This is a genomic window from Flavobacterium soyangense, from assembly GCF_015277675.1.
In the GTDB taxonomy this organism is placed as follows: domain Bacteria; phylum Bacteroidota; class Bacteroidia; order Flavobacteriales; family Flavobacteriaceae; genus Flavobacterium; species Flavobacterium soyangense.
This window is the reverse complement of record NZ_JADHEC010000005.1, coordinates 34,373-56,739: the sequence shown is the minus strand read 5'-3', so window position 1 is coordinate 56,739 and position 22,367 is coordinate 34,373. Positions and strand designations below refer to the sequence as shown.

The 22,367-nt window shown below is 35.0% G+C and carries 16 protein-coding genes; 12 read left to right on the top strand and 4 right to left on the bottom strand.

Annotated elements, in window-relative coordinates; genetic code table 11:
- Positions 1–159: 159 nt before the first annotated feature.
- Together IR213_RS03750 and IR213_RS03745 are read right to left on the bottom strand one after the other, a co-directional pair.
- Positions 160–846, bottom strand: a complete 687-nt coding sequence (locus IR213_RS03750; protein WP_194310972.1) for an SIMPL domain-containing protein — start codon at positions 844–846, stop codon at positions 160–162.
- A 53-nt stretch (positions 847–899) separates the two neighbouring features.
- Positions 900–1,541: a rhomboid family intramembrane serine protease gene (locus IR213_RS03745; protein ID WP_194310971.1), complete on the bottom strand. Its 642-nt coding sequence runs from the start codon at positions 1,539–1,541 to the stop codon at positions 900–902.
- 124 nt (positions 1,542–1,665) lie between these two features.
- Here IR213_RS03745 and IR213_RS03740 point away from each other — a divergent pair, with 124 nt between their 5' ends.
- Positions 1,666–2,535 (top strand): lysophospholipid acyltransferase family protein, encoded by an 870-nt coding sequence (locus IR213_RS03740; RefSeq protein WP_194310970.1) that lies wholly within the window; start codon positions 1,666–1,668, stop codon positions 2,533–2,535.
- A 53-nt stretch (positions 2,536–2,588) separates the two neighbouring features.
- Here IR213_RS03740 and IR213_RS03735 read toward each other — a convergent pair whose 3' ends face one another.
- A complete protein-coding gene (locus IR213_RS03735; protein ID WP_194310969.1) occupies positions 2,589–4,076 on the bottom strand; it encodes an aminotransferase class V-fold PLP-dependent enzyme in 1,488 nt (495 codons plus the stop codon).
- A 138-nt stretch (positions 4,077–4,214) separates the two neighbouring features.
- On the opposite strand from IR213_RS03735, the gene IR213_RS03730 reads away from it, so the two are divergent.
- The gene (locus IR213_RS03730) at positions 4,215–4,514 is read left to right on the top strand and encodes a hypothetical protein (RefSeq protein ID WP_194310968.1); all 300 of its coding nucleotides are present in this window, start codon (positions 4,215–4,217) and stop codon (positions 4,512–4,514) included.
- Positions 4,515–5,264: a COG4705 family protein gene (locus tag IR213_RS03725; RefSeq protein ID WP_228479079.1), complete on the top strand. Its 750-nt coding sequence runs from the start codon at positions 4,515–4,517 to the stop codon at positions 5,262–5,264. It abuts the gene before it with no gap.
- Positions 5,265–5,328: 64 nt separating this feature from the next.
- Here IR213_RS03725 and glmM read toward each other — a convergent pair whose 3' ends face one another.
- Positions 5,329–6,717 (bottom strand): phosphoglucosamine mutase, encoded by a 1,389-nt coding sequence (gene glmM / locus IR213_RS03720; RefSeq protein WP_194310967.1) that lies wholly within the window; start codon positions 6,715–6,717, stop codon positions 5,329–5,331.
- A 106-nt stretch (positions 6,718–6,823) separates the two neighbouring features.
- Between glmM and IR213_RS03715 the strand changes: the two genes are divergently transcribed.
- The 9 genes from IR213_RS03715 (at position 6,824) to IR213_RS03675 (ending at position 22,318) form a co-directional block, all read left to right on the top strand.
- On the top strand, positions 6,824–7,408 hold the full coding sequence (locus IR213_RS03715; RefSeq protein ID WP_194310966.1) for an acyl carrier protein phosphodiesterase: 585 nt from the start codon (positions 6,824–6,826) through the stop codon (positions 7,406–7,408).
- Positions 7,405–9,087: a gamma-glutamyltransferase gene (ggt, locus tag IR213_RS03710; protein WP_194310965.1), complete on the top strand. Its 1,683-nt coding sequence runs from the start codon at positions 7,405–7,407 to the stop codon at positions 9,085–9,087. Before IR213_RS03715 ends, ggt begins: the two co-directional genes overlap by 4 nt.
- 19 nt (positions 9,088–9,106) lie before the next feature.
- Positions 9,107–9,775, top strand: coding sequence for a DNA alkylation repair protein (locus IR213_RS03705; RefSeq protein ID WP_194310964.1), 669 nt, complete (start codon positions 9,107–9,109; stop codon positions 9,773–9,775).
- Between the two features lie 43 nt (positions 9,776–9,818).
- Positions 9,819–11,603: a chloride channel protein gene (locus tag IR213_RS03700; RefSeq protein WP_194310963.1), complete on the top strand. Its 1,785-nt coding sequence runs from the start codon at positions 9,819–9,821 to the stop codon at positions 11,601–11,603.
- 24 nt (positions 11,604–11,627) lie between these two features.
- Positions 11,628–12,302 carry a peptidoglycan DD-metalloendopeptidase family protein gene (locus IR213_RS03695; RefSeq protein WP_194310962.1) on the top strand — a complete coding sequence of 225 codons (675 nt, stop codon included), beginning with the start codon at positions 11,628–11,630 and terminating at the stop codon, positions 12,300–12,302.
- A 64-nt stretch (positions 12,303–12,366) separates the two neighbouring features.
- On the top strand, positions 12,367–13,428 hold the full coding sequence (locus tag IR213_RS03690) for a class I fructose-bisphosphate aldolase (protein ID WP_194310961.1): 1,062 nt from the start codon (positions 12,367–12,369) through the stop codon (positions 13,426–13,428).
- 242 nt (positions 13,429–13,670) lie between these two features.
- Positions 13,671–14,141, top strand: a complete 471-nt coding sequence (locus IR213_RS03685) for a nuclear transport factor 2 family protein (protein ID WP_194310960.1) — start codon at positions 13,671–13,673, stop codon at positions 14,139–14,141.
- A gap of 233 nt (positions 14,142–14,374) precedes the next feature.
- Positions 14,375–17,371 (top strand): chemotaxis protein CheB, encoded by a 2,997-nt coding sequence (locus tag IR213_RS03680; RefSeq protein ID WP_194310959.1) that lies wholly within the window; start codon positions 14,375–14,377, stop codon positions 17,369–17,371.
- A gap of 48 nt (positions 17,372–17,419) precedes the next feature.
- Positions 17,420–22,318, top strand: a complete 4,899-nt coding sequence (locus tag IR213_RS03675) for a PAS domain S-box protein (protein ID WP_194310958.1) — start codon at positions 17,420–17,422, stop codon at positions 22,316–22,318.
- Positions 22,319–22,367: the final 49 nt, after the last annotated feature.

The window sequence follows — 22,367 nt, the reverse complement described above, 5'->3', positions numbered from 1 at the left end:
GCTTTTTTTTTGCTTGATATATTTTCAAAGCGTAGTTTGCAGGAAGAACGGATTAATCCTAAAACCTGTGGAGAAGCAAAAAATTAAGCATATTATCCACAAAAATAAAAGTCCTGAGATTTTCAGGACTTTTTACTTTAACACAATGTAATTTTTATTTTATTCCAAAATAAAACTCACACTGACATTTGCCGTGATCTCTATTTCGCCAACTGCCAATGTTTCTCTTGGAGCTGATTCGTCCATTGCCATAGACTTCATGGCATACATAACAGGGTGTGGATTGTAATTTTGTGAATTATCGGATATCAATAGTGCTTTGCCCACCTTTTGTCCCAATACAGAAACAAAATCTTCGGCTTTCCCTTTGGCTTCTTTTATAGCTAACTTTCTCGCATCAGACTGCAAATCTTTCATTTTTGAAGACTTAAACTCTACATTGTCAATTCGATTAATTCCTTCATCAACTAAGCCTTCCATCAATTCGTCATACTTTGACAAATCTTTCAATAAAATTTGGACAGATTGAGTGGCAATATAATTGTGTTTCTTTTTTTCATAATCATAATTTGAATTTAAAGAAACTCGCTGTGTCTGGAAATCTTCTTTTGCAATATTAGATTTTTTGATGAATTTTAAAATGGCGTCCATTTTTTTGTCATTTTCCTTTTTAACATCGTCTGCCTTTGTTCCTTTTGTTTCAATCGAAATCGAAATCGAAGCCTGATCTGGAGCTATTTTTACTTTTCCTTCACCAGACACACTGATCATTGGAACTAGTTTTTGCTCCTGTGCGTAGGACATTGCCATAAAAAATAAGGCAAAAATCAATAATGCTTTTTTCATTTTTTTTTAAATTTAGGTTTGTTATTAAAATCTCTAATCAAAACTTGTGCCAACTATAATTTTCCGGCTTTGGACATTACAAAAAGTATCACGATAGGAATTGCCAAAAGCACTACCATAGCAGTATTATCTACAAGCATAGCTGGTTCTTTTATCAATGTAATTAAATAGCCTCCAATTGCACCTCCAAAATGAGCTGTGTGACCAATGTTGTCTCTCTTGGCTTTCATTCCATAAATAGAATACAACAAATAGCCTATTCCAAAAAGATAAGCCGGAATGGGAATTGGAATAAAAAATAGATACAAATTCATACTGGGCTCAATCAAAATCGCCGAATATAAAATTCCTGTCACTGCTCCAGATGCGCCGATTGCTCTGTAGCTATATTCATTTTTATGCATCAACAAGGTCAGTAAGCTGCCAAAAATAAGGCTTCCCATATAAATCAATAAAAAAGAAGCGCTCCCAAAATAGTTAATTACCACTGGAGCAAACATATAAAGCGTAAACATATTGAAAAACAAATGCCCCATATCGGCGTGCAAAAAACCAGAAGTAATCATCCTGACTTGGTCTCCCGCACGGATGCTTCCAATGTGAAATTCGTATTTCCTGAAAAAAGCCACATCGTTAAATCCTTTTAAACTGAATAAAATTGTGGCGGCAATAATTACAATTAAAATAGTGCTCATAAATAACTTAAATATTTTTTGAGTGTAAATCTAATTAATAATTATGGTTATAAAAACAGAACAAGAGTTCTAAACTAATAACCGAAAGGATTTTTTGAATTATATTTGTCGAAATATTTATTTAATGCGCTTTATCCTTTATCTCCTATTTTATCCTATTTTATGGTGCATCTCGATGTTGCCGTTTCCATTATTATATCTGTTTTCTGATTTTGTATATGTAATGGTTTATTATGTAATAGGTTATCGTAAAGAAACGGTTCGAGAAAATTTAGCATTGGCATTACCCCATTTATCCGCTCAGGAAAGATTAGTCATCGAAAAAAAATCTTTTCATCATTTGTGTGATATGTTTCTTGAAATGATAAAAACGATGACGATTTCAAAAAAAGAAATAAGCAAACGATTTGTATTTACCAATCTGGAAGTATATAAAAAACTGGAAGAACAAGAAAAAAGCATAGCCATGATGCTGGCACATTATGCAAGCTATGAATGGGTAATTTCAATGAATGCCTATGTAACTTTTAGTGCTTTTGCCATTTATAAAAAAATAGCCAATCCCTATTTTGACAAATTAGTGCGTACTATTCGATCAAGATTTAAAGCCTTTCTTATAACAACTAAAGAAACTATTCCAACTATCATTTCAAATAATAAAAACAAATTATTGTCTATTTATGGATTTGCAAGCGATCAATCACCCAGACTCTCTTCTTCTTTTCATTGGCAAAAATTTATGGGAATTGAAGTTCCCGTTCATACCGGAGCCGAAATGTTGTCAAAAAAGTATGATATGAATGTCATTTTCCTGAAAGTGAAAAAAGTAAAACGTGGGTATTATCAAGCCAGTTTTGAAGTCATTTCGGAAAATGTAAAAGAAGTGCCCAACTATGAAATCACGGATAAATTCCTGAAATTAGTGGAACAACAAATTTATGAAGCTCCTGAATATTATTTATGGACACATAAACGATGGAAACACAAGAGGTAAAACAGATTGCAGGTTTCAGGTAGCAGTTAGCTGAAGGCAGAAACGCTATCTCTTTATACTTTAAACCATTTTTCAACCAATTCTTTCTCAAATGGTTTTGCATTTTTATGGATAAATTCATTGGAGTTTTTATCATAATTATAATCTTTTGACCAAGCTTCGTGATTTTCTGCCAATGCTTTTATGCTTTCACAAACAAATTTAATTTCTTCATTTGTAGTAGTGGGATGAATCGACATTCTTATCCAACCGGGTTTTAAAGTTAAGTCGCCAGAATCGATTTGGCAAACTAAATTATGAGAGGTTTCTTCGTTTACATTCAACAAATAATGGCCATAAGTTCCTGCGCAACTGCAACCACCACGGGTCTGAATTCCGAATTTGTCGTTGAGTAATTTCACTCCCAAATTAAAATGTAAGTTGTCAATATAAAATGAAATCACTCCTAATCGATCTTGATGTTGTGCTGCAAGAATCTTAATCTTTGAAATATTTCCAAGGCTCGAAAAAATAGAATCCACGATTTCGTGTTCGCGTTTCAGAATGTTTTCGACACCCATTTTTTCCTTTAATTGGATAACTAAAGCCGTTTTTATCACCTGCAAGAAACCTGGAGTTCCACCATCTTCCCTATCTTCGATGTTGTCAATATATTTGTGCTCGCCCCAAGGATTTGTCCAGGAAACGGTTCCTCCGCCCGGATTATCAGGGATTAAATTTTGATATAATTTTTTATTAAAAACTAATACACCCGAAGTTCCTGGCCCTCCAAGAAACTTGTGTGGCGAAAAGAAAATCGCGTCCAGAAAACTTTCCGGATCTTCCGGATGCATATCAATTGCAACATATGGCCCGGAACATGCGAAGTCCACAAAACAAAGGCCATTGTTTTGGTGCATTAATTTTGCCGCTGCATGAAAAGGCGTTTTGATTCCGGTAACATTAGAACAAGAAGTTATGGAAGCAATTTTGAAGCTTCTGTCTTTGTATTTTTCCAATAATTTTGCCAAATTTTCAAGACTGAACAATCCTTCTTCGCAGGAAGGAATCACCTCAACATCGGCAATGGTTTCGAGCCAGGAAGTTTGATTGGAATGATGTTCCATGTGTGAAATAAAAACAACTGGTTTTTTGTCAGCGGGAATGCTGATGTAATCCTTCAGGTTTTCGGGAATTTTTAAGCCCAAAATACGTTGAAATTTATTGACGACTCCCGTCATTCCGGTTCCATCAGTAATGAGAACATCATCTATGCTTGCATTTACGTGAGTTTTTATGATATTACGCGCCTTGTTATACGCCATTGTCATTGCCGTTCCTGAAACCGTAGTTTCCGTATGAGTATTGGCTACAAAAGGTCCAAAGTCGTTGATCATTTTTTTCTCAATAGGACGATACAAACGACCACTCGCTGTCCAATCCGTGTAAATGATTTTTTGCGTACCATAAGGCGAAACAAATTCCTGATCGATTCCTATAATATTCCTGCGAAACTCTTGGAAGTATTGTTCTGATTGAGTTGGTATTTCTTTGATGGTCATTGTATTCTTTATTTTGATTCAAAGATACCTATTTTTAGTTATTAGGATAAATAGTAAATAGGTTTTGAGAGAGCCATTTAAAAAAAAATAAAAGGATTACTTTCTAAAAATTGATTCAATAAATTTTACTTTTGTGAAATGGCTAACAATACTTCTCCACACGTGTTAAATACTGCGGCAAACCTTTTGGGATTTTGCCTTTTCGTGATTACCTCATTACATATTTCGAACCGGATTGAAACTCATGTGATTGATGGCTTCACCTCGGTTATTGCTATTTTGCTTACTTGCTCGTGTATATTCTCCTTCATATCTATAAAAACTAAAAGTTCAGAACGAGAAAAAAAATTTGAATCAATTGCTGATTACTTATTCATAACCGGTCTAGTGGGAATTTTGGTAATTATATTGCTGATAACAATGAATTTTGTCAAATAAATGAACTCCATCAATAAACTTCCAGTCATCACCCTTTCGTTTTGGATTATAAAAATTTGTGCCACAACTTTGGGCGAAACTGCGGGTGATTTGTTGTCAATGACTTTAAATATTGGTTATGCTTTAAGTTCGATGTTGTTGTTGAGTTTCTTTTTTGTCACGCTTTTTATCCAACTTTCAATCAAAAAATACCATCCTATAATTTATTGGGCTGTGATTCTTGCCACGAGTACCGCGGGAACAACCATTTCCGATTTTATGGATAGAACACTTGGTTTGGGCTATGCAACAGGTTCTTTAATTTTAGCAACATTACTGGTCGTAACACTTGTTATTTGGAAAATTAGCGAGAAAACTTTGGCAGTAACCAACATTACTTCCACTCGTGGCGAACTTTTTTATTGGACTGCTATTTTGCTTTCGAATACGCTGGGAACGGCATTGGGAGATTTTCTGGCAGACAATTCAGGTCTTGGATTTGCAGGTGGTGCCATACTCATTGGAAGTTTATTGGTGTTGATTGTCTTAGCATATAAATTTACCGGAATATCTCACATTGTCTTATTCTGGTTGGTATTTGTATTGACAAGACCCTTTGGTGCGACCTTCGGAGATTTACTTACCAAACCATTGGAAAAAGGGGGATTGAATTTTGGAACCGTTGGTTCATCAGCCCTACTTTTTATGATACTCGCTATTTTAGTGTTTGTTCTAATGGTGCGAACCGAACACAATAATCTAAGTCCTTAAAAAACAAACCCCTCCTCTTCAAAAAATATTTTTTAAAAAGGGCTTTAATTTATAAAAAGAAGTCCTAAATCCCTGCCACAGCCTTGATTTCGTCAATAATTCTTAATGCTAAAGCATCAGCTTGATTTTGTGAAGGCGCTTCGGTATAAATACGAATAATGGGTTCGGTATTCGATTTTCTTAAATGAACCCATTCGTTTGCAAAGTCAATTTTTACACCGTCGATAGTGGTAATATCTTCATTTTTGTATTTCTCGGTCATTGCAATAAGAATCGCATCAACATCGATTTGTGGTGTCAATTCGATTTTGTTTTTGCTCATATAATATTCTGGATACGAAGCACGCAAAGCAGAAACGGTTATTTTTTTATTGGCCAAATGGGTCAAAAACAGCGCCACTCCCACTAAACTATCGCGGCCATAATGCAATTCAGGATAAATAATTCCTCCGTTTCCTTCTCCTCCGATAATGGCGTTGTTTTTCTTCATTAAATCTACAACATTCACCTCGCCTACTGCGCTAGCTTCGTAATTTCCTTTGTGGGCGTTCGTCACATCACGCAAAGCACGGGAAGACGACATATTCGAAACTGTATTTCCCGGTGTTTTACCCAAAACAAAATCGGCGCAAGCCACCAAAGTATATTCTTCGCCAAACATTTCGCCATCTTCGCAAATAAATGCAAGTCTGTCAACATCAGGATCAACGACAACACCTAAATCGGCTTTTTCTTTGACCACCAATTCCGAAATATCCGTTAAATGTTCTTTCAACGGTTCCGGATTGTGAGGGAAATGTCCGTTGGGTTCGCAATATAATTTTACGACTTCAACGCCCATTAACTCCAATAATTTTGGAATAATAATTCCTCCCGAGGAATTTACACCATCAACAACAACCTTAAATTTGGCTGCTTTTACGGCTTCAACATCAACCAAAGGCAAATTCAAAACTTCATCGATATGAATATCCATATAAGCATCATTCTCGGTAATTTCTCCCAAATTGTCCACATCCGAAAAGTCGAATGCTTCGGCTTCTGCAATTTGCAGGATTTTTTCTCCTTCGATACCGTTCAAGAATTCCCCTTTTCCGTTGAGTAACTTCAGTGCATTCCACTGCTTTGGATTGTGCGAAGCGGTAAGAATAATTCCACCATCTGCATTTTCCAAAGGAACAGCAACTTCAACCGTTGGCGTTGTAGAAAGTCCCAAATCAACCACGTCAATTCCCAAACCAACCAACGTATTTACCACTAAATTATGGATCATTGGTCCAGAAATCCGAGCGTCACGACCCACAACAACCTTGAATTTCTTGTTATTATTGCCATTTTTTAACCAAGTTCCATATGCCGAAGCAAATTTTACCGCATCGACCGGAGTCAGGTTATCGCCCACTTTACCGCCAATAGTTCCGCGAATTCCTGATATAGATTTTATTAAAGTCATTGGTATTATTTTAGATTTTGAATTATAAATTTTAAATTGCTCACAAATATAATAATTGACGGTTTAAAAAAGTCATTTAATAATTTAAAATCCATAGATTAGGCGAATGAATTTTCTAGCACACATATACCTTTCCGGAGACAATGATTTGATAAAAATAGGCAATTTTATGGCTGATGGTATTCACGGAAAGCACTTTGATATTTTTCCGATGGAAATTCAAAAAGGAATCATTCTGCACCGCTCCATCGATACTTTTACAGATGCCCATCCCATATTCCGACAAAGTACCAAAAGACTGCACGCCAATTACCATCATTATTCCGGTATCATCGTGGATATTTTTTACGACCACTTTTTGGCAAAAAACTGGAGTAATTATTCTGATGAAAAATTGGAAGATTTTTCAGAACGTTTTTACCAATCTTTGAGAGACAATTATGATGATTTGACTCCAAAAACCCAAAAAATGATGCCTTATATGATAGATTACAATTGGCTGCTGAGTTATCAAACCATAGAAGGTATCGAAAGCGTTTTGGCAAAAATGGATACCCGTATGAAACGCGATTCGAATATGCGATTTTCCGTTGTGGAATTGAGAACATATTATTCCGAATTTGAATCAGAATTCACGGCTTTTTTTGCAGCATTAATAGTACATTCGAACTTGAAAATACAAACCTTATGAAAAAAATAATACCGCTAATTGCAATAACCATTTTCTATTTACTTCCAATAAAAACAATTGCTCAGACGGGTTTAGTAACTTCAAAAGCAATGGTAGTTTCAGCACGTGAAGAAGCTTCAAAAATTGGTATCGAAATCATGAAAAAAGGCGGCAATGCCTTTGATGCGATGGTCGCTACAGAATTGGCCCTTGCTGTTGCTTATCCTTATGCCGGCAATATTGGCGGAGGCGGTTTTATGGTTTTCAGAAAAGCAAATGGCGAAACTGGAGCACTTGATTATCGTGAAAAAGCACCTTTGGCAGCTACGACAGCTATGTATCTTGACAAAGACGGAAATGTGGTTCCTAACCTGAGTGTCAATGGAGCATTGGTAATTGGTGTTCCCGGCACCATCGCAGGAATATTTGCCGTTCACGAAAAACTGGGCAAACTTTCGATGGAGGAAATTATGAAACCTGTAATAGCTTTAGCAAAGAATGGAGTCGTAGTTACTCAAAAACAGGAAAAAATGCAACAAAATTATCGTGATGCCATCATAAAAGTAAGCGGTGCGCAAACCTTGCTTGCACAAAATTATAAAACTGGCGACACTATAAAATATCAAGCACTTGCTGAAACATTAACCCGAATAATGAAAAATGGCGCGGCTGAATTCTACAAAGGGGAAACAGCCCAGAAAATAGTCGGTTTTATTAAAAAAAATGGCGGAATAATTTCACTTGAGGACTTATCCAAATATGAAGTTAGATGGCGAAACCCAATTATTTTTAATTACAAGGATTTGAAAATTATTTCGATGTCACCGCCTTCAAGCGGAGGAATTACTTTGCAACAAATGATGAAAATGATTGAACTTTATCCAATTTCAAAATATGGTCATAACAGCGAAAAAGCCATACAACTAATGACTGAAGCGGAACGGAGAGCTTATGCCGACAGGAATTATTTTCTTGGAGATCCTGATTTTGTGAAAATTCCTGAAAGTGAGTTGCTCAACAATACTTATTTAAAAAACAGAATGAAAACTTTCGATTGGAACAAAGCTACTTTATCCTCTGAAATTTCTCATGGAGAAATCGCCACTACTGAAAGTAATGAAACCACCCATTATTCGATTATTGATCCTGAAGGAAATGCCGTTTCAGTAACTACAACACTTAATGGCGCATATGGTTCAAAATTATATTCAGATGAATTGGGCTTCTTTTTTAATAACGAAATGGACGATTTCAGCGCCAAGCCGGGAGTTCCAAATTCATATGGTTTGATTGGTGCCAAAGCCAATAGCATTGCCCCAGAAAAACGAATGTTAAGCTCTATGACGCCAACAATAGTCGAGAAAAACAGTAAATTATTTATGGTTGTTGGAACTCCGGGAGGTTCTACAATTATTACATCGGTTTTACAAACGATTTTGAATGTTTACGAATTCAAAATGAGTATGCAAGATGCCGTAAATGCGCCTCGTTTTCACCACCAATGGTTGCCGGACGTAATTACTTTTGAACCAGATACTTTCGATACAAAAACTTTAGAAAATTTAAAACAAAAAGGATACCTCATCAACGAGAAAACAACTCCCATAATTGGAAAAGTAGATGCTATTCTGGTTTTACCAAATAAAAAACTCGAAGGCGGTGCTGATAAAAGAGGAGATGATAAAGCGGTGGGGTTTTAGGTTTTAGAAATTAGATATTATGAATTTTATCAATGCTTTAGAAACTGCTTTTGAAGAAAACAGCAATCCCGAAAATGCCAATGCAATGGCCAAATATATGCGGAATCATTTTTCCTTTTTTGGAATAAAAACGGAAGAAAGAAGAAAAATTTTAAAGGATATTTGGAAGGAAAATAGGGATGAAATTGCAGAAAATCCAAGAGAAATTGCTCGAAAACTTTATTCAAAACCACAACGGGAATTTCAGTATTGCGCCATAGAAATTTTAATAAAACAACTTAAAGGAAAATATAAAAAAGACGATATTCAACTTATTGAAAAACTAATAATCACAAATTCTTGGTGGGATAGTGTTGACACGATTGCCAAGAATATTCTGGGTGAATATCTTCTTGAATATCCATTGGAAACCGAAAAAGTTATCGAGCATTTTTCAAATTCCGAGAATATGTGGCTCAACCGAAGCGCAATTCTTTTTCAATTGGGTTACAAAGGGGAAACCAATTTTGATTTACTAAAATCAGAATGTGAAAAACATAAAAATTCCAACGAATTCTTCATTCAAAAAGCTATTGGTTGGGCATTGCGAGAATACGGAAAAACAAATCCCGAAGCGGTTCGAAATTTTATAAGTCAAATCCATTTAAAGCCCTTAAGTAAAAAAGAAGCCCTGAAAAATATTGGCTAAAAGCAAAAATAATGGTAAATTAGCATTCTTTTAAAAACACAAAATGTTCAAAAAATATATTCAGAAGCTTGAGAACCTGACTGCTTTTGCTCAAAATAAACTCAGCAATAAACAGTTTATTTTCTTGTCCAGTGTTTTGGTTGGGATTTTGTCGGCTTTTGCCGTAATCGTTTTGAAAACTTTTGCGCATTGGGTTTTCCAATTTGCGACTTATATCAACGGGATTTTAAAATTAAGTTTTATCAACAGTATTTTGCCCATAATCGGGATTTTACTGACGGTTTTTGTGGTCAAAAGAGTCTTAGGCGGAACTATCGAAAAGGGAACTTCACAAATTTTATATGCTGTAGCAAAAAAAGCAAGTATTATTCCCAGAAGACAAATGTACGCTCAAATTATAACAAGTTCGCTAACTGTGGGTTTAGGAGGTTCCGCAGGATTAGAAAGTCCAATAGTTATTACGGGGGCAGCTTTTGGTTCAAATTACGCCCAAAGATTTAAATTAAGGTACAAAGACAGAACACTTTTAATAGGTTGTGGAGTTGCAGCCGGAATAGCGGCAGCATTTAACGCTCCCATTGCAGGGGTTTTGTTTGCTATAGAAGTTTTATTGGTAGACGTAAGCATTTCAGCATTTACACCCATTATGATTGCCGCAGCAACTGGTGCATTGATTTCAGAAATTGTCTTGGATGAAACAGTATTGTTATCTTTTAAACAGCAACAAACCTTCAATTATCATAATATTCCTTACTATATTTTTCTTGGAATATTCACTGGGTTAATTTCTGTTTACTATTCCAGGAATTTTCAAAGGGTAGAACATTTTTTTACTCGTTTACGATTTAAACCATACAAAAAAGCACTTTTTGGTGCTTCTATTTTGGCATTATTAATTTTTATTTTTCCAACACTTTTTGGAGAAGGATATGAAAGTATAAAAACCTTATCAGAAAGTGATCCAGGGCAATTATTAGAAAATACGCTTTTCAGCAGTTTTAGGAATAACAGTTGGGCTCTTTTGGCATTTATTGGTTTAACCATGATGCTCAAAGTTTTTGCTACTGGAATTACGTTGGGAAGTGGCGGAAATGGAGGTAATTTTGCTCCTTCCCTATTTCTGGGATCTTATGTTGGTTTCTTTTTTTCTAAATTTTTAAACCTAACCGGACTTACTAAATTGCCTATAAGTAATTTTACAATGGTGGGAATGGCAGGAATTCTAAGCGGATTATTTCACGCACCTTTAACTGCTATTTTCCTTATTGCAGAAATAACAGGAGGTTATAATTTGATGATTCCACTTATGATGGTGGCTTCCATTAGTTTTGCTATTTCAAAACGTTTCGAAAAACATTCATTGGATGTGAAAAATTTAGCACGAAAAGGCCAGGCTTTTACCAGCAATAAAGACACAAATATCCTTTCGACATTAGATACCAATTCTATAATTCAAACTGATTATTTGACTGTTTCTCCTGATGAAAGTCTGGAAAAATTAGTTGACTTGATTTCGCATTCCAATCAGGTAATTTTTGCTGTTGTAGATACTGAAAAACAATTACTTGGAGTAGTTCACTTCAATGATATTCGAGAAATAATTTTTAATGAATATCGTGTAAAATTTACTTTGGTAAAAGAAGTTATGATTAAAACGGTAGATATCATTTATCCATCAGACAGTATGGAAACCGTAATGAACAAGTTTGAAAAAACTAAAGTTCAATTTCTACCTGTACTAAAAGATGGTAAATATTATGGATTTATTTCGAAATCCCTAGCACTCGAAGCTTATCGAACCAAGTTAAAATCAATGACGATAGAGTAATTCCGCAATTATTAAACACTCATTATGCCAACATTAGAAAATAGTTTTTTAAAACTCGAAAATATAAAAGTCATTGATAGTACGATTCCTTATTCAGAATATACTCCTATAGAATTGTCAGTTACAAACACAGATTTATTTAAAAATGATATAAAAAATCCGGATATATTTGAAGATTATATCGAAGATCTCCTTCAAAAAAACAATGCCAAAATCGCTTATGGAGGCTACAATGAAGTACGAAATCTTTACAATCAAACCCATCTTTTTAATGATGAGCAATCTGATGAGAGAAATATTCACATTGGGATGGATTTATGGATTAAAGCAGGAACGCCAGTTTTAGCAGCGCTTGACGGAACAGTGTATGGCTTTGATTTCAATGCGGGAAAAGGAAATTATGGTCCAACAATTATCCTGAAACACACGATTGAAAACCAATGCTTTTATACTTTATATGGTCATTTATCTGTCAAAAGTATTGAGCATATAGAAATTGGAACCGTTTTTAAAAAAGGACAAACTCTGGCAACTTTGGGAGATTCGTCTGTAAATGGTGGCTATTCCCCACATTTACATTTCCAAATAATAAAAAATATAGAAGATAATTTCAGTGATTATCCTGGTGTTTGCAGCAAAAAAAACTTGGTTTATTATTTAGAAAATTGTCCCGACCCGAATTTATTGTTAAAAATATAACTATCTTTATATCATTCGATTAAAATTTTGATTTAGTAATACCTATACCCAAATCAAATTTACTATGAAAGATATAAACCAATTGCTGACTTTATTGGGAGATGAAAAAGATTTTTTGTTGAATCACGTTTGTAAAACGATTACAAAAGATCAAATTTATTTACCCAGTCCTTTGCATATCGATACTCATTTCCTGAATAGTAATCGGAATGGACAAACGATTCGGAGTTTAACCCAACTTTACGAAAATGGGAGACTTTCGGGCACTGGTTATCTTTCCATTTTACCTGTAGATCAAGGGATTGAGCATACTGCCGGAAGTTCATTTTCTACGAATCCCATTTATTTTGATCCTGAAAATATTATAAAATTAGCCCTAGAAGCGGGTTGTAATGCAGTCGCTTCCTCAATGGGAGTTTTGGCGATGCTCTCCAGAAAATATGCGCATAAAATTCCGTTTGTGGTTAAGATTAATCACAACGAAATACTGACTTTTCCCAATAAATACGATCAAATTATGTTTGCAAATGTCCGCGATGCTTGGAATATGGGTGCTGTGGCAGTAGGTGCGACAGTTTATTTTGGCTCAGCCGAATCTAATCGGCAAATAATAGAAGTGGCAAGGGCTTTTGAAGAGGCACATAATTTAGGTATGGCTACCATTCTTTGGTGTTATTCCAGAAATGACGCATTTGTAAAAGACGGAATCGATTACAATACGGCAGCTGATATTACCGGACAAGCCAATTATTTGGGAGTTTCCCTCCAAGCGGATATTATTAAACAAAAATTACCAACTAATAACGGTGGTTTCAAAACAATCAAATTTGCCAAAAGCAATCCTGAAATGTACACCAAATTAAGCAGTGACCATCCCGTAGATTTATGTCGATATCAGGTGATGAATTGTTACTCAGGGCGCATTGGGTTAATTAATTCAGGAGGCGAATCAAAAGGCGAAACTGATTTTGCAGAAGCCTTAAAAACTGCTGTAATAAACAAACGAGCTGGCGGAACGGGAATGATTATGGGTCGAAAAGCTTTTCAACGTCCTTTTAGTGAAGGCGTAAAAATCATAAATGCAGTGCAGGAAATTTATTTATCAAAAGAAATTACTATCGCTTAAACCATTTTTGCAGTTTCTTTTAAAATTAACGATGCTAAAATCAATAATTATACAATACCTCAGGAAATAACCTCAATTTATAAATAGCTCAATTAATCCGGCTAAAATTTATAAAAACACAATAATTTATACTTTATTTTCATTTAATTATAATTTCAAAAATATGCATTTCCTGCAAATAAATTTAAAAAAAAGTATTCATTTGAAAAAAAACATTATTTTTACTTCCAACTTTTTTTGAAATGACCCAAAACGAAAACACAATTGTTAAATTCTATACCGCATTTGCCAATGGTAATGCTAAACAAATGTGTGAATGTTACCATCCCAACGTTAAATTTCGTGATCCGGCTTTTGGACTATTAAAAGGGAATGAGGTTTGTCAAATGTGGGAAATGCTAATCAAAAGAAGCAAAGGAAGTTTGAAAATAGAATTCTCCGAAGTGGAAGCAAATGAATATATGGGGTCTGCCCTATGGATTGCAAGCTACCGTTTTAGTAAAACCAACAGAAAAGTGGTAAATACTATTGCAGCAAAATTCCATTTTCAGGATGGTTTGATTATCAAACATACCGATGATTTTGATATTTGGAAATGGTCTAAACAAGCTTTAGGAATCAAAGGATTACTTTTAGGCTGGACTGGTTTTATGCAGAAAAAGATTCAGGAACAAGCGCAAAAGTCCCTAAAAGTGTACTGCGAAGGAAAATAAATCTAAATCAATGATCCAAATATTGAAAGACCAATCACAAACTCCCATAAAAATTTTTTAAATTCACGGGTATTTTTTGAAAAATTCCACTAATTAATCAAAAAATGTCATAAAAATCGTTGTAATTTTGGTGAAATTTACTTAAATTTGGTATAGTATATACAGTGTGTTTTGAACAACAAATTCAAATCAAGCTCAAATATTACCCTGAATTAAAGAATAGTATTTCTAAGATGAAAGCAACTAAAAAGAAAGTGGAAGAACTTTCGGTTATAAAAACATCCGAAAACTTAATGCCTGATAGTACCGAAAATAATGATTTCCCTGTTGTTGCCATCGGATCTTCAGCCGGAGGACTGGAAACATTGGAATTGTTCTTTAAGAATATGCCAGAGGATAACGGAATGGCTTTCGTAAACGTTCAACATCTTGACCCAAACCACGTAGGTATGATGCCCGAATTGTTGCAACGTATGACTACTATGGCCGTTTTTCAGGCTACTGATGCAATAAAAGTAAGACCTAACTGCGTTTATGTGATTCCGCCTAACAAGAGTATGTCGATACTAAATAACACACTGTACCTTTTTGCTACGATAGAAACTCACGGAATCAGGCTGCCAATAGATATATTTTTCCGTTCTATGGCTAATGACAGACAGGAAAAAAGCATTGGAATTATTCTTTCAGGAATGGGTTCTGATGGCAGTTTAGGTGTAAAAGCAATCAAGGAAAAAAATGGTTTTGTACTCGTTCAGGAACCATCAACAGCAAAATTTGACGGAATGCCCAGAAGTGCTATCGATGCTATAATACCTGACGTCATTGCTCCTGTCGAAGAATTACCAGCCAGATTAATCGAATTGCTCCAATTTATGCCAAAACACAAAATAGATTTAGAAATAGACAGTAAAAACAAAAGCAATCTTGATAAAATTATAATTTTGCTCCGCGAACAAACCGGTCACGATTTTTCGATGTACAAAAAAAGCACCTTGTTTCGTCGTATCGAAAGACGCAAAGGCATTCACAAAATTGACAAGATTCAAAATTATGTCAGGTTTATGCAGGAAAACCCTAAAGAAACCGAAATCCTTTTTAAAGAATTACTGATAGGAGTAACAAATTTTTTTCGTGATCCTGAAGTCTGGAAAAAACTAGGGCAACAAATTCTTCCTGAAATGCTCGAAAAATTACCTAATGGCTATACATTAAGAGCATGGGTAACCGGATGCTCAACCGGAGAAGAAGCTTATACGCTAGCCATTGTTTTTAAAGAAGCATTGGCAAAAAATAATAACTACCGAAACCTGAGTTTACAAATTTTTGCCACTGATCTTGATATTGAAGCCATAGAAAAAGCCCGAAAAGGTGTTTTTCCTCCAAATATTGTTGCCGATGTATCGCCAGAACGTCTTTCCCAGTTTTTTAATGGGGATAGCGAAGGCTATCGGGTAAATGCTGTCATACGCGAAATGGTGGTTTTTGCTCCACAAAACGTAATTAAAGATCCGCCTTTTACAAAACTCGATATTCTTACTTGTCGTAACATGCTGATTTATATGGAACCTGAATTGCAAAAAAAACTAATGGCACTATTCAATTACAGTCTTAAACCAGGAGGAATCATGATTCTTGGCTCTGCCGAAACTCTCGGTTCAGATAACGAAGGTTTTGAAGTGCTTGACAACAAATTAAAAATTTTTAAACGTTCTTTAATACCGCAAGAATCAAGACTACTTGATTTTCCCAGTTCCTTTTCTATAACTAACAAAACAAAACCAGAAATGAAGCAGCCTCAAAAAGTTGTTGAAAACATACAAACTCTTGCTGATCAAATTTTGCTTCAGCAGTTTACTCCTGCCAGTGTGCTGGTAAACGAAAAAGGCGATATTATTTACATTACCGGTCGTACCGGAAAATATCTGGAACCCGTTGCAGGAAAAGCAAACTGGAATATTTATGCAATGCTTCGTGAAGGTTTACGAATAGTATTTCCGGCTGCTTTTCAAAAAGCTTTAAAAACGTATGATGCCGTAAAACTTCAAAATGTGAAAGTAGAAAATGGCAAAGTCTGTTTTGTAAATATTACCATTCAACGGTTAGAAAAACCAGAAACCATAAAAGATATGATTCTGATCGTTTTCAATGACGTGGCTGAAATTGTAGAATCTAAAGTGACGAATCTAAAAACAAATAAAGAAAGTTACAATGTACAACAAAAAGAACTCGAATTAGAACTCAATCAGTGTTATGAAGATTTGCAGACTGTACGTGAAGAAATGCAAACTTCACAGGAAGAACTAAAATCAACTAATGAGGAATTACAATCCACAAACGAAGAATTACAATCCACTAATGAGGAATTAACTACTTCAAAGGAAGAAATGCAAAGTTTAAACGAAGAATTGCAAACCGTAAACAGCGAGCTTCAAAATAAGGTAGCCGATTTTTCGAGGGCAAATAACGATATGAAGAACCTGCTCAACAGTACCGAAATTGCCACACTATTTCTGGACAAAGAGCTAAACATTCGCCGATTTACTGACCCGATTGCCGAAATATTCAAAGTGCGTGCCTCAGATATTGGCCGACCTTTTACAGATTTGGTTTCTGATCTGAAATACCCGGAAATAGGAACTAATGCCAAGTTGGTCATCAAAAACCTAACATCCATAGAAACCGAAACCGAAACGAATGACGGAAGATGGTTCAGCATAAAAATTATGCCTTATCGCACCATTGACGATCATATTGATGGATTAGTGTTAACATTTACCAATATTACCAAAGCCAAAAAACTGGAAATAGAATTAAAAGAAGCCAACGTATCTCTACAATTAAATAGGGAAACCCATTACCGTCACCTTTTTGAGTCAGCCAAAGATGGTATTCTTATGCTAGATGCAGAAACCGGAAAAATTACCGATGTAAATCCTTTTTTGATTGATCTTCTGGGCTATTCAAAAGAAGAGTTTCTTGAAAAAGCAATCTGGGAAATTGGATTTCTTAAAGATATCGTTGCAAATAAAGAAAAATTCTTGGAATTGCAGAAGAAAAGAATCATACACTACGATAATTTGCCGCTTGAATCCTTAAAAGGAAAAAAGATCTATGTAGAGTTCATCAGCAACAAATATACAGTAGCGGATCATAAAGTTATTCAGTGTTTTATTCGTGATATCACCGAGAAAAAACTGGCTGAAGAAATTCTTCTTAAAAACAAATAAAATCGAAAAAATTAGCCAAAAGTACTATTTCAAAAATAGAATATATTTATGAAAGATAAAACAAACCCATTAAAAGCAACTTTTCTTCGTCAAAAAGCCGAAGAAATTCTTAAGAAAAAATCAATAAATAATGATATACACTATTCTGATATAGAAATTCTAAAACTCGTGCATGAGCTTGATGTACACCAGATAGAACTCGAAATGCAAAACGAGGAACTGCTTTTAGCTAAAAAGAAAGCTGAAAATGATGCTGAAAAATATACTAATTTATATGATTTTGCACCTTCCGGCTATTTCACACTTTCGAAAGAAGGCGAAATTATGGAGCTTAATTTTAGAGGAGCCGATCTTTTGGGAAAAGAACGTTCGCTATTGTTAAATAATCGTTTTGCACTTTTTGTCACTGATCAAACCAGACCAAAATTTAATTTATTTCTTGAAGAACTATTTGATAGTAACACAAGACAAACCTGTGAACTAAAATTGACCAAAGTGTCGGAATTTCCTACTTATGTTTATCTTTCAGGAATTGTTAGTGAAGATCGCGAACAATGCCTTTTGACGATGGTTGATATTAGTCAACGGAAAAAAGCGGAAAAAGAAACAAAAATCAGTGAGGAAAAATACCGCACTCTTTTTGAAACGAACAGGGATAGCATCACTATATTTAGAATAGATGAAGATGGTAAACCTGGCAATTTTATTGAAGTAAATCCAGCTACAACAACCCTTTTTGGCTATACAAAAAAAGAACTTTTAGCAATGAGTGTCTTAGACATTGAAACAATATCCGATAAAAAAAGAAAGTCAAAAGTAGACGCTTTAATCTCTAAAGGAAAGATAGATTTTGAAACTATTATCAAAAACAAAAAGGGAAATCTGAGAAATGTTGATATTGAAAGTATAATAATTAACTACCTTAATGAACCTGCGGTAATGAATATTGCCAGAGACATTACGGAGCGCAAACAAACCGAAGAAAACAGTAGAAAAGCACAAGAAAATCTGGCAACCATTCTTGAAGCAATCCCAGACATTCTTTTTGAAGTTGGGTTTGATGGCAGAATTCATCATTATCAAGCGCACCGTGAAGATTTGCTTGCTGTTCCTCCAGCTATTTTTATGGGCAAATTAATTCAAGAAATTCTTCCCCCCGACGTAGTAAAAACGTGTATGGAGGCAATTCAGGAAGCTGATGCTATAGGTTGGTCTTCAGGAAAACAATATGCTCTCGATTTACCGCAAGGCAAACACTGGTTTGAACTTTCAGTATCACCAATAAAAGAACGCAGCAATATAAATAAACATTTTATTGTTCTCGCCCGTGATATTACAGTTCGCAAGATAACAGAACATAAATTGAGATCTGAAAAAGAACGCATTCGGGCTATTCTTGAAATGGTTGGAAGCCCCATATTCCTCAAGGATAATAACTATAAAGTAACCTATGCAAATAGTGCTTTTTGCAATTTCTTTGGCCTAAATGAAAAAAGTGTAATCGGTAAAACCTTAGCCCAAAACTTTCCAAAAAATGAGAAAATACATTTTCTAAAGATTGATAGAAATGTTCTTGATACCGGTATTCAAGACATTCGTGAAGAAAAACTCATCGTGAAAGGTATTGTACACACAGTCATTATAAGTAAAACTCGCTTTATAGATGAATCAGGAAACAAGTCACTGGTGGGTTCTTTTTACGATATTACAGATCGTAAAAAAGCAGAAAAAACTAAGGAAGATGCACTAAATCTTATTCATAATATTGCAAGCCGTGTACCAGGAGTCGTTTACCAATACCTTTTGCGTCCTGACGGCAGCTCTTGTTTTCCTTATGCCAGCGAAGGAATCAGAGAAATTTACGGTGTTAGCCCAGAAGAAGTGCGTAAAGATGCCTCCATAGTATTAGAAAAAATTCATCCGGATGACCTTACCGCTGTAACCACTTCGATTCAGGAATCAGCAAAATCCTTGACACCTTGGAAACATGAATATCGGGTTAAATTTAATGATGGTATTGTTCGTTTTCTTTCCGGTAATGCAAAACCACAAAAGCAAGATGATGGATCAGTGCTTTGGCATGGCTTTATTTCTGATGTCACTGAAAAAAAAATTATTGAAAATTCTTTGCGCAAAAGCGAAGAAAAAATCCGAAATTTATTAGATTCAAGTGATGGTATTATATGGGAAGCCGATGCCCTGACTTTCAATTTCACTTTCGTTAGCAAACAAGCAGAACGATTACTAGGATTTCCAATTCAGGAATGGTATAGTAATGGGTTTTGGAAAAATCACATACATCCCGACGATAGAGAGCAAACTATTAAATATTGTATTTCTCGCACAAAACTAATGGAATCTCACGATTTTACCTACCGTTTCATTGCTAATAATGGGAAAATAGTCTGGCTTAGAGATCTTGTAAAGGTAATTACTGAAGATGAAAAGCCAATACTTTTGCAAGGTGTCATGTTCGATATTACCAAGCAGAAACAAGTTGAAGAATCGTTACGCGAAAGTGAAGAAAAATACCGTGGCCTGGTAGAAAATTCTCCAGATGCAATTGTAATCTATAAAGATGATAGAATTGCTTTTATGAATGATGAAGGTCTCAGGATGCTGGGAGCAAAAAACGAAGAGGAAATAATTGGCAAACCCGTTTTACAATTTATCCATCCTGATAGTCTTGCTGATGTTATTCAAAGAATGAAAGAAGTAGTTCGTGATAATAATGCATCTGCTACTGTAGAAGAAAAATTTATCCGTTTAGATGGCACTCCTTTTGACGTGGAGATAAAAGCAATCCCAACCATTTATAATCATGAAACTGCAGTTCAGGTTATTGTTCACGATATTACTGAGCGTAAGCAATCGGCTCTTGAGTTAACTAAAATTAATCGAATGTATGCTCTGATTAGTCAAATCAATAATTTGATTATTAGAACACACAACCAGAAAGAATTGTTTCAGGAAATATGCAATATCTCAGTTGCATTTGGCAAATTCCGCATGAGTTGGATAGGATTGATAGATGATAATCAAAGAGTTATTACAGAAGCATTTGCCGGATTTGAAAATGGTTATTTCACAAAAAGTAATATTACAACAGTAGCTGACATACTTGAAGGAAGAGGCCCAACAGGAATCGTCATGCGTGAAGTTAAAACTGTGATTTGTAACGATATTGCAAATGACCCCATAATGAAACCATGGCGCAAAGAGGCTATGGAACGAGGGTATTCTTCATCAATATCGATTCCTATAATCGTTCGCAACAAAATTATTGGGGCTTTTAACTTATATTCTGAAGAAGTCAACTTTTTTTCTTCGGAGGAAGAAATTTCATTACTCGAAAAAATTATTCTAAACATTTCATTTGCCCTTGAAAAAATTCAAATTGATGAGGATCGCAAACGTACCGAAGAAAAAATTCGTCAACTATCGCAAGCTGTAGAGCAAAGTCCCGTTACAATTGTCATTACAAATATAAATGGCGAAATCGAATATGCGAATCCAAAATTTATCGAAACAACAGGATATACCGTTGAGGAAGTAATGAGTCAAAATCCACTGGTTTTAAAATCAGAGTATATCTCGTCCGAGGAATATAAGCAAATGTGGGAAACAATAACTGAAGGAAAAGAATGGCATGGCGAATTTCATAACAAGAGAAAAGATGGAACACTTTTCTGGGAATCGGCCACGATTTCGCCCATTTTAAATGACGAGGGCAAAACGACACATTTTATCGCCATCAAAGAAGACATTACAGATCGAAAAAAAGCAGAAAAAGAATTGGTTAAATCAAAAGAACGTGCCGAAGAAAGTGATCGTTTAAAATTAGCTTTTCTTGCTAATATGAGTCACGAAATCCGCACACCTATGAATGGTATTCTGGGTTTTACCGAACTTTTGAAAGAACCAAAACTATCAGGTGAAGAACAGCAGGAATACATTAATATTATAGAAAAAAGTGGAAAACGGATGCTTAATATCATTAATGACATCATCAGTATTTCAAAAGTAGAATCTGGACAAATAGAAGTTTCCTTGTCAGAAACAAATGTAAACGAACAGATTGAATACATTTATACCTTCTTTAAACCTGAAGCAAAACAAAAAGGAATAGAACTTTTGGTTTCAAAACAATTAGCATCAAAAGATACTATCATAAATACTGATCGTGAGAAAGTCTATGCTGTCTTAACAAATCTTGTAAAAAATGCCATCAAATTTACCAATGAAGGTTCAATAGAATTTGGTTGTGAAAAAAAAGGAGGATACTTGGAATTTCATATAAAAGATACCGGTTTAGGAATCTCAAAATCCCAGAAAAAAATAATTTTCGAAAGATTCAGGCAAGTCAGTGATAGCATAAGCCGTTCACATGAAGGATCGGGTTTAGGATTGGCTATATCAAAAGCCTATGTTGAAATGCTGGGCGGAAAAATTTGGGTCGAAAGCAAAGAAGGAAAAGGAAGCACTTTTTATTTTACTATTCCATTCCATTCTGAAAATAAAACCGAAGAAAAGAATTTTATCGAAAAAGCAGGTTCAGCAGGAAAAGAGGAAAATAAAATTAAAGACCTGAAAGTATTGATTGTCGAAGACGATGCGATATCAAAATTACTCATTACAATAGCCGTAAAACCATATAGCAAAGAAATCATAAAAGTAAGCACTGGCATTGAAGCTATTGAAGCTTGTCGCAACAACCCTGATATAGATCTTGTAATGATGGATATTAATATGCCGGAAATGGGTGGTTATGAAGCCACGAATCTTATTAGAGAATTCAACAAAGACTTGGTAATTATTGCCCAAACCGCTAACGGAATGCAGAGTGACCGTGACAATGCAATAGCTGCAGGATGTACTGATTATATTTCGAAACCTATAAATATTACCTCATTGGGTGAGTTAATACAAAAGTATTTCAAAAAATAAACTTGTTTTGTCATTGCTTCGTCTAACCTGAGAGCATAGCTCGAACGGG